8 protein-coding genes are annotated in these 7,290 nt (G+C 41.2%); 5 read left to right on the top strand and 3 right to left on the bottom strand.

Features of this window, described 5'->3' with window-relative positions; all coding sequences use genetic code 11:
* A partial coding sequence (locus tag AAC037_RS15610; RefSeq protein ID WP_339903849.1) for a hypothetical protein occupies nucleotides 1–292 on the top strand: 292 nt, incomplete at its 5' end.
* A 54-nt stretch (nucleotides 293–346) separates the two neighbouring features.
* Here AAC037_RS15610 and AAC037_RS15605 read toward each other — a convergent pair.
* Nucleotides 347–1,075 carry a methyltransferase gene (locus AAC037_RS15605; protein ID WP_339903848.1) on the bottom strand — a complete coding sequence of 243 codons (729 nt, stop codon included), beginning with the start codon at nucleotides 1,073–1,075 and terminating at the stop codon, nucleotides 347–349.
* The gene (gene rnhA, locus AAC037_RS15600) at nucleotides 1,075–1,533 is read right to left on the bottom strand and encodes a ribonuclease HI (protein ID WP_303613421.1); all 459 of its coding nucleotides are present in this window, start codon (nucleotides 1,531–1,533) and stop codon (nucleotides 1,075–1,077) included. The genes AAC037_RS15605 and rnhA overlap by 1 nt, the downstream gene beginning before the upstream one ends.
* 316 nt (nucleotides 1,534–1,849) lie before the next feature.
* On the opposite strand from rnhA, the gene AAC037_RS15595 reads away from it, so the two are divergent.
* Nucleotides 1,850–2,626, top strand: a complete 777-nt coding sequence (locus tag AAC037_RS15595) for an HNH endonuclease (RefSeq protein ID WP_339903847.1) — start codon at nucleotides 1,850–1,852, stop codon at nucleotides 2,624–2,626.
* Nucleotides 2,627–2,689: 63 nt separating this feature from the next.
* On the opposite strand, the gene AAC037_RS15590 is transcribed toward AAC037_RS15595, so the two are convergent.
* Nucleotides 2,690–3,049 carry a hypothetical protein gene (locus AAC037_RS15590; protein ID WP_339903846.1) on the bottom strand — a complete coding sequence of 120 codons (360 nt, stop codon included), beginning with the start codon at nucleotides 3,047–3,049 and terminating at the stop codon, nucleotides 2,690–2,692.
* A 246-nt stretch (nucleotides 3,050–3,295) separates the two neighbouring features.
* Between AAC037_RS15590 and AAC037_RS15585 the strand changes: the two genes are divergently transcribed.
* The 3 genes from AAC037_RS15585 to AAC037_RS15575 all read left to right on the top strand — a co-directional run bounded on the left by AAC037_RS15585 (nucleotide 3,296) and on the right by AAC037_RS15575 (nucleotide 7,187).
* Nucleotides 3,296–4,423 (top strand): amidohydrolase family protein, encoded by a 1,128-nt coding sequence (locus tag AAC037_RS15585; RefSeq protein ID WP_339903845.1) that lies wholly within the window; start codon nucleotides 3,296–3,298, stop codon nucleotides 4,421–4,423.
* A 176-nt stretch (nucleotides 4,424–4,599) separates the two neighbouring features.
* Complete coding sequence (locus AAC037_RS15580; protein WP_339903844.1) at nucleotides 4,600–5,592, top strand: glycoside hydrolase family 43 protein; 993 nt, start codon at nucleotides 4,600–4,602, stop codon at nucleotides 5,590–5,592.
* 20 nt (nucleotides 5,593–5,612) lie between these two features.
* Entirely contained in the window at nucleotides 5,613–7,187 is a 1,575-nt protein-coding gene (locus AAC037_RS15575; RefSeq protein WP_339903843.1) for a family 43 glycosylhydrolase, read from the top strand.
* The last annotated feature ends 103 nt before the right edge of the window (nucleotides 7,188–7,290 follow it).

Genomic DNA, 7,290 nt, shown 5'->3' with positions numbered 1-7,290 from the left:
ATTTAATAGAAAACAATTTAATGATACTATAGATACTAGATTTAGTGAATTAGGAATACCAGTTGTAGCAGAACCATCTACTTTTGATCCTAGCTTGGCTACCGTAGGAGATTTTTTTACCATATATAATTCACTATTCTACCAAATACCTAAAGGAACGGGAAATGATGAAGAAGTAAATACGCATAGTAGAGTAGCTTTAGAAACGCGAACCCTAAGTTCAGAGGACTTAATGCAATTCAAATTGGGAAAACACAAGGGCATGGCGATGGTTATAAAACCTGCTAAATAAAAAATAAGGGATGGCCAATAGCATGAAAGAGTAAATGCTATTGGCCCACTTCAATTAAAAATGCAGCATATAATCTCTGAGCAGATCAATGTATTCGGGAGTGTAGGCATTGTTTGCGTCTTTGATAACCAAGACAGTTTTTTGGCTTAGCTTTGGCTTTTTTCTGGCAAAGGAAGCGATCACACGGTGGACTTTACTGGTTTCTCGGTCCTGAAGTAGGGTTTGGCTATTTGAGTAAAAGCCTATCTCTTTTCCTAGACTTTTAAAATCCTCCATTTCATTGGGTGGTAATATTAGCCAAAGCACCCCTTCTGTTTTCAGCAAACGATCAATACCAGCCCACAAATCTGAAAAATTAAGCCCTTTTTCATGTCTGGCAAGGTTAATATTGGTTTGGTTACTTTGCAACTGCCCGCTGTAATAAGGAGGGTTGGTGGTAATGAGGTCATAAATCTGGCTTTGATTTGGTTCAAATGCTTGAAAAGCCTGCCGTTGTACCTTTATCCGGGCTCCTAGCTTATTGGAGGAAACATTTTGCCTAGCCTGTTCGAAAGCTTCTTTGTCAATTTCTACCGCATCAATGTCGGCTACCGGGTACTTTTGGGCCATCATCAATGCCAATACACCTGTACCCGTGCCAATATCCAGAATATTTCCGGGTTGATGAGCCGCATTTGCTAGGGCGCCAAGGACGACTGCATCGGTGCTCACTTTCATGGCACAACGTTCTTGCTCTATACGAAACTGCTTGAACTGGAAATAGCTGTTTGACCGGCGTCCCATTAGCCGTTTTGTTCCGCTTCATAACCCTGATCAGCGGGCAAATTATTTCCCATGGCTGCTGAGACCGCCAATTCATCACATCTTTCATTGAGTGGATTGCCTGCATGGCCTTTTACCCACTGAAAAGTTGGCTTGTATTTCAGGTGAAGGGGAATGTACTTTTTCCAAAGATCCATGTTCTTTTTGCCTTTAAACCCCTTTTTTTGCCAACCCCAAATCCAACCTTTTTGAACGGAGTCCACCACGTATTTGCTATCGGAAAAGATGGTTATGGGCAGCCCTTCTACTTTCAATGCCTCCAGCCCTCTGATGACAGCGAGCAATTCCATTCGGTTATTGGTAGTCAGGCGAAAACCTTCGGAAAGCTCCTTTCTTAAATTTTTATAGAGTAAAATCACCCCATATCCTCCGTTTCCGGGATTGCCCCTACTCGCTCCGTCGGTATATATTTTTATCATCTACAGATCTATTTTGCTTCAAAAATAATGGAAATATTGCAAACGGCCCATAAAGTAAGCCCGGACTTAAGCTTATGTCCAAAACGACCTTGTGCCAAATCTATCTTCTATTATTCAGGTAATAATAGCAATTGCTATAACTACTTTAACTCCATGCTGTTGGCACCAGGTATAAAGACAAAATAAAGGGAATTATTAGCGATGAATTATTTGGAAAAATGGCTAAATATTTCGTTTTTAAGCATTAATTAAAATCACAATTCAGGGATTTTAGGCCAATCTGTAGGTAATACGAATAATTAGCAATGATTAAAACATGAAAAAATACATTTTAAACAAAGCTGAAGAAATTATTTCGGAAACCGAGGAGCCTGCTTATGAATCCATTTCCCTTCACGATTTTCTAGTGGAATTTGACTATGCCACCAAGTATTTGCCAAGGTTCTTAAAAGTCCGCTCTTTTGCTCTCTATATGCTATTTTTTAAAAGGGCTTATTATTCCATAGGTAGTCGGAAAATTAAGGTTAAAATTGCTGCATTGGGACAAAATATGCTATCTAATTTTGACAATCCCATGTCCAAGGATGTGGTCAAACGTGGGATAAATGACCTGGTTAAATTTGGGATCCTAAAAAAGGTTCACCGACCCGGTAAAATCAACGAATACATCGTAAAACTACCTTCGGAGATCAAAGCCATAAAAAAGCTGATTAAAATTGAAGATACCATAGAAGAAAGCATGTATGGTGACTCGGAGGACGATATTCTTACCGATCTTAACAAAAGAAACGAAATTTTAAAAAGGGATAACAACAAATGTTTCTATTGTCTTTGCGAGCTTAAAGCCCCTGATTTTTACCTAAACCATATCCATTCCAAAGCAGATGGCGGCTACGATTGGAAATCTAACTTGGTCTCCTCTTGCAGAACTTGCAATACTGTGAAAAATGCTGAAAATGTAGATGCCATTTTACAGCGCAATTTTCAAAAAGGCTTGATCTTAAAAACCGAGTATTTGGCACAAAAAAACAAGCTGAATAAACTGAAGGCTGAATATCAACAAATAAAGGAAAACATCGGTAATATACCATAAACCCAATCTCAAAAGAGAATGGGTTTATGTATTTTAGTAGCATCCAAAAATGCGCAATTGAATCTATTCCTCAAAGACACATTCAGAATCTTCAGCCTTCCATATGATTTGCTTCGAATCGAGGTCATCTAGCGTATGATCCTCCTCAATTTGGTTTCCCGAGCAGTCATAAGTAACAAGCTGCCAATTACAATTGGGGCAACAACTGGCCAAATAAAACACGGTTTCACCATTATAGCTGGCCTGTCCTATATAGTTGTATTCCGACATCTCAGCAGAGGCATAGTTTACCTGTATGGTTTTTAGCCAAGGCAAATTGGCTAGCGGTTCAGTTACACCACAACTAGTCTCCGGCTCATGCTCTTCGTTGCAGGAAAAACATAAGAGAAGACAAAGGAGAAGGGGAAAAGTAAATTTTTTCATAAAAGCGTTATTTAATAATAAATTGGTTTAACATCCATACGTCTTCTACCCCGGTTTCGCTACATGGGGCCTGTAAGAAAATAGAATTAAGTTAAAAAGATCCCACTATTTCCATTGCTCCCTTCCACATATTATTATGAAAAAACTTCCAAAACAGAAGCGTTTGGTGAAAAAGGCTAAGTTTGAAGCTTGAAGAATGCAATTTTAGTCATAAATTAAGGATTGAACACTTAACCTTTACCACGAATGAAAAATAGCTTTGGCCGCATCGCTCTTACTCCCCTGCTCATGGTTTTATTCAACTTCTCTCTATTGGCGCAGGAAATGGATTTTGAATCTTATAACCCCAAGTCTACCTTGGTGGTACCCGAGCACCCCATCAAAAGAGCAAAGTTTCCATTTGTGGACATTCACAGCCACCAGAGAAATGTTGATGAATCGCTTATTTCAAACCTAACAAGGGAAATGGATGAAATAAACATGGCGACCATGGTAAATCTTAGTGGTAAAAGATTCTCCAGAAATGGGGAGGACAGTGATGCCCAAGAATACCTCAATTCTATGGTGCGCCAATTTAATAAACAAGCTCCTGGAAGGTTTATAGTTTTCACTAATCTTTCCTTTTCCGGGTTTGGAGAGAAAGACTGGAAAGAGAAGGCAGTAAGCATTTTGGAAGAAGATGTAATGAATGGTGCCAATGGTTTAAAAATCTTCAAAAGCTTGGGTTTGAGTGTAAAAGACATACATGGCAAAAGGGTTCCTATCAATCATCCGGATTTGGATCCCATTTGGGCCAAATGCGGTGAATTGGGGATCCCTGTTCTTATTCATGCAGCGGACCCGGCTCCTTTTTGGGAACCTATGGACAGTAAAAATGAACGTTGGTTGGAGTTAAAACTACGACCCAATAGGAAGAGGGGCGCGAATAACCCGGCCCCTTTCGAACAAATTATTGCAGAGCAACATGCTGTATTTGAAAAACATACAAACACCACCTTTATCAATGCCCACATGGGATGGATGGCCAATGACTTGGAAAAAGCTGCAAAACACCTAGACAAATATCCCAATGTTAATTTTGGGATCGCAGCCGTTATTGCAGAGTTTGGCCGGCAACCAAGGGCTGCCAAAAGGTTCTTCATTGAATACCAAGACAGGATTCTTTTTGGAAAGGACGCCTATAACAAAGAGGAGTTTTACACCTATTTCAGGGTGCTGGAAACTGAGGATGAATATTTTCCTTATTACAAGAAATACCATGCATTTTGGCGCATGTATGGCTTGGGCCTGCCGGATGAGGTATTAAAGAAAGTGTATTATAAAAATGCGCTCCGAGTCATTCCTAATATGGACCATAGCCTTTTCCCTGATTAATTATAGCTATGTTTTGCCATCCATTTGCGAAAACCATCAAAGGGCGTTTAATTTTTCTCAAAAGCCATAAATAATCAGCTATGAATTATTCGGGCATACACCCAACAGTGAAAGTAATTCGAAAAAATATTCCAAGACCATGGAAGTGTCTTTTTTCTTTATGCTTCTTTATCTTTTTGAGTTGTAATGAATTTTCTAAAGAGAAAACCTTTACCAACCCCATCCGAGAGGGGGCTGACCCATGGGTATTTCAAAAAGGAGACGATTATTATTATTGCGCATCTTCTGGAGGAGGCATAGCGATCTCCAAGTCTTCAAAACTCACAGAACATGGTGTTTTTCAAAAAGTCTGGGATGCGCCGGATCAGGGATGGAATTCAGCAAATATTTGGGCACCGGAAATACATTATATAGCTGGCCACTGGTACATTTATTATGCTGCAGGAGAAAAGCCTGGAGGGCCTTTTATCCACCAAAAATCAGGAGTACTAAAATCACATGGGAATGATCCGTTTGGCCCTTATGAAGACTTGGGTATGTTGTACACTGGAGATGATATAACAGATCCCGAATCGGTGAAATGGGCAATCGACCTCACTCCATTCGAACATGAAGGTGAACTATATGCCATTTGGTCAGGCTGGGAGGAAAACAGGGAGACCGATCGTACTGCCCAACACCTGTACATTGCCATAATGAGCGACCCAGCCACCATCAGCAGCAACCGTGTAAAGATATCCTCACCAGAAGAAAGTTGGGAAACGGGAGGGGAGCTGGACCTTAACGAAGGGCCACAGGTATTGAAAAGAAATAACCTTACCTTTATTATATATTCCACCAGAGAATCCTGGTTAAAAGAGTACCGAATGGGTCAATTGAAATTAAAAGAGGCATCAGTAGACCCTTTGCTTCCGAAAAATTGGGTCAAAACGGGACCGGTTTTTTTGGGAAATGAAACCGTTCACGGGGTAGGTCACTGCAGCTTTGCAACGTCACCTGATGGCACGGAAGATTGGATCCTATACCATTCCAAAAAGGGAACAGAACCGGGATGGGATAGAGATATTCGGTTACAACCTTTCCAATGGCGGGAGGATGGCAGCCCGGATTTCGGCAACCCAGTGTCTATAAATGAAGTTTTACCGGTACCTTCCGGAGAAAAAGAATGATAAAAATAGCAACTAACCCTATGAAATTTACCTTCAACACTTTATTGTTCCTCTTGATCCTTTGGGGATGTCAGCGAAACCCCACGAATGAAAACAAAGAAACAAATTTAAACGACCCAGCCCAAGTCATCATTAATCCAGTACTTCCAGGTGATCGCCCGGATCCTACTGTCATTCAGATAGGAAACGAGTATTATGCTTCTGCCACTTCCAACGAATGGGCACCCTTGTTCCCCATTTACAAGTCTAAGGATTTATTGGAGTGGGAGTTGATCAATTATGTGTTTCCTGAAGGAGCACCCAAGTGGGCTAAAAACAATTTTTGGGCACCTGAGCTTTCCTATGATGAAGCGCAAGGAAAAATTTATGCCTATTACACCGCCAGAGACAAACAAAGTAACCGGTTAAGTGTGGCAGTGGCAAGTTCAAGTTCTCCAACGGGCATATTCGAAGATCACGGCCCATTGGTGGCCCAGGAGTTAGGGTCCATAGATGCCTACGAAGTTAGAGATGATGATGGTAAAATCTATGTATTGTGGAAGGAAGATGGGAACAGTAAAGGCTTACCGACCTCCTTGTGGGCACAGGAGGTTAACGAACAGCGAACGCGTTTGCTCGGCGAGCCGATAGAACTTTTCAGGAATGACCAACCCTGGGAAAGAAACCTGGTGGAAGGAGTGAGTGTTTTTAAAGAAAACGGGTATTTTTATGCGACTTATTCCGCAGGAGCTTGCTGTGACAAAGAATGCAATTACCAAACCGGAGTAGCAAGGGCAAAAAAACTATTGGGCCCCTGGGAAAAATTCAGTGGTAATCCCATATTGGTTGATAACGAGGACTGGAAATGTGCCGGTCATGGGACTGTGGTAAAAAAAGACGGTGATTATTTCATGCTTTACCATGCCTATAACTCCGAGGGCTCCGTATATGTTGGAAGGGAAGGGGTTTTGGAGCAATTAACCTGGACAGCAGATCAATGGCCTATATTTGAAAACAAGGCTACCTATAGCCGGGAGAAGGGCATGATCAATTTTAGCGATGATTTTGAGGAAGGTCTGGATCCCTTATGGCAATGGCGTGTCACCCAGGATATTAAGTTCAAAACAGGTAAGGATGGCCTGGTTTTACAAGCCTCTGAGGAAAATGAAAAGATGGGTAGTCTACTGGTACAAAGTACCAAATCAACAAACTATCATTTGGAGACAAGCCTCAATATGGATCGCTCTGATGCAAGAGGAGGCATTTTATTGGTAGGTGCTGCACATAATGGTTTTGGGGCACCAATCGCAGGCATTGGCATTGGGGCTAGCAATGATGGTGTGTCACTTTTTGAAACCAGAAACCAATCAGAGTCAGTTTTGGAGGAAAAGCAAATTGCATTGGAAGGCAAAATTGGGCTGAAAATGGAAGTGACTGAAGGTCATTTGCTACGATTTTCCTTTAAATTGGAGGATGGCACATGGGATACTTTTGATCATGTGGCTGACGCCAGTCATTTGGTACCCTGGGGAATGGGTTTCAGGCTCGGCATGTTTGCCAAAGGCAAGGAAAACCACAGAATGAATTTCATCCAGACAAGCATCGTAAACAAATAAGTATCCATGGCCCGGTGGTCATCAATTTATCCAATAGAAAATCATTACATTAATTAGGGCTTGTTGGAAAATTCGATAAAACTTGACCACGTAAGGGTAAACT

This window comes from uncultured Cyclobacterium sp., assembly GCF_963976465.1.
In the GTDB taxonomy this organism is placed as follows: Bacteria; Bacteroidota; Bacteroidia; order Cytophagales; family Cyclobacteriaceae; genus Cyclobacterium.
The sequence above is the reverse complement of the archived record's forward strand: the minus strand, read 5'-3'. Positions and strand labels throughout refer to the sequence as shown.

Coding starts and splice junctions, on each gene's coding strand:
- AAC037_RS15605 (WP_339903848.1), bottom strand. CDS start 1,075: ATGGGACGCCGGTCAAACAGCTATTTCCAGTTCAAGCAGTTTCGTATA.
- rnhA (WP_303613421.1), bottom strand. CDS start 1,533: ATGATAAAAATATATACCGACGGAGCGAGTAGGGGCAATCCCGGAAAC.
- AAC037_RS15595 (WP_339903847.1), top strand. CDS start 1,850: ATGAAAAAATACATTTTAAACAAAGCTGAAGAAATTATTTCGGAAACC.
- AAC037_RS15590 (WP_339903846.1), bottom strand. CDS start 3,049: ATGAAAAAATTTACTTTTCCCCTTCTCCTTTGTCTTCTCTTATGTTTT.
- AAC037_RS15585 (WP_339903845.1), top strand. CDS start 3,296: ATGAAAAATAGCTTTGGCCGCATCGCTCTTACTCCCCTGCTCATGGTT.
- AAC037_RS15575 (WP_339903843.1), top strand. CDS start 5,613: ATGAAATTTACCTTCAACACTTTATTGTTCCTCTTGATCCTTTGGGGA.